1 pseudogene is annotated in these 1,244 nt (G+C 33.8%); it reads right to left on the bottom strand.

The features are described from left to right. Nucleotides 1–68 precede the first annotated feature (68 nt). Nucleotides 69–1,244 (bottom strand): annotated as a pseudogene (locus tag J2S19_RS23615) (transposase); the annotation flags it as partial.

The raw sequence follows: 1,244 nt of genomic DNA, 5'->3' as shown, positions 1-1,244 counted from the left end.
CGAGACCACTGAAAAAGTCGGCTTTTTTTTCTCGGATTTTCTGAAACTTTGATTGTTCTATCAATTATTTGAATAAATTGGGAATGTTTTGAGATTGAGGGTCTTTTGTAGGTGTATTTTGATGTTATTAGGGGATTTTTTGAGGATAGTATGTTTGCTATCCTCTTTAGGTTAACTGCTATGGCAGTTAACTTGGCTTGTTTGGACATGCTTAATTGACCGTACCCTCTGGCACGATCTAGCCCGTGAAAATTTTTCATCTCGCCATTTTTCCATTCTTGGCAAGCTCTTTCCTTGTATTTCTCTTTAAAAACTTCGGTTTTTTGTTCTTGGCTGTATTCATAAAATTCCGGAGTATTAATACTAACCACTAACAATTTGCCTACTCGTTTTTCCTTAATACAGCTCTCCCTAAAAGGACAATTTCTACATTGTTCTTTTTCGAAAGAGTATTTATAGTACTCCTTTCCTCGTTTATCTTTGTAGTATCTTTTCTTTTCTGTTTTATTTCCTTGTGCACAAAACCATTCGTCTGAATCTTTGTTGTAGCTAAATCTCTCTTCATCTATTCGATAAGACATTGCACTTACGGGTATATAAGGTTTTGCGCCAAATTGTTTAATTTCATCTAATATTGGTTTTCTAAAATATGCTTTATCACCAAATACTTCCTCAATAGACAATCCACTTTTTTGTGTAAGGTCTAGTAACTCTTGGAACTGAGTTCCATCTACGTAAGCTCCGTTATTTACTCGAACAGCTGTAATAATACGTTCATCTGTAGTCATTATGTATTCTGTCTTATATCCAAAGAAACTTTCTGTTTTGCTTTTATGTCCTACTCGAGCTTCTTGGTCTACAATTGAACGAACACCTTTTTGTTCGATGAATTTAGGGTCATTTATGATTTCTTTTGAGTTTTCAATTATACTCTTTGTTTTTGGACATACATCAAGGTCTATGTTTTCTTCAATTTTTGTAATCGTTTCTTCTAGATATTCCTTCATAGTTGTTTTCGCTTCTTTATGATTTTCAATCTCTTGATATTCGGGAATCTCTTGATTAATAGCTTCAGGAACTTCTCCTGTTTCGTCTGATACTTCTTTAAATATCTTCTTTGCCAGCTGTTTCATAACTCTTTCAGGAGTTGCTTTGAACGTATTGGCTTCTGTATGGGTAGAATCTATACTAATTCCTCGATCTTTAATAATTCCCTTTTCAACACATTGATTCACGATTTCTAT

The organism is Metabacillus malikii, from assembly GCF_030813355.1.
Lineage (GTDB): Bacteria > Bacillota > Bacilli > Bacillales > Bacillaceae > Metabacillus > Metabacillus malikii.
The sequence above is the reverse complement of the archived record's forward strand: the minus strand, read 5'-3'. Positions and strand labels throughout refer to the sequence as shown.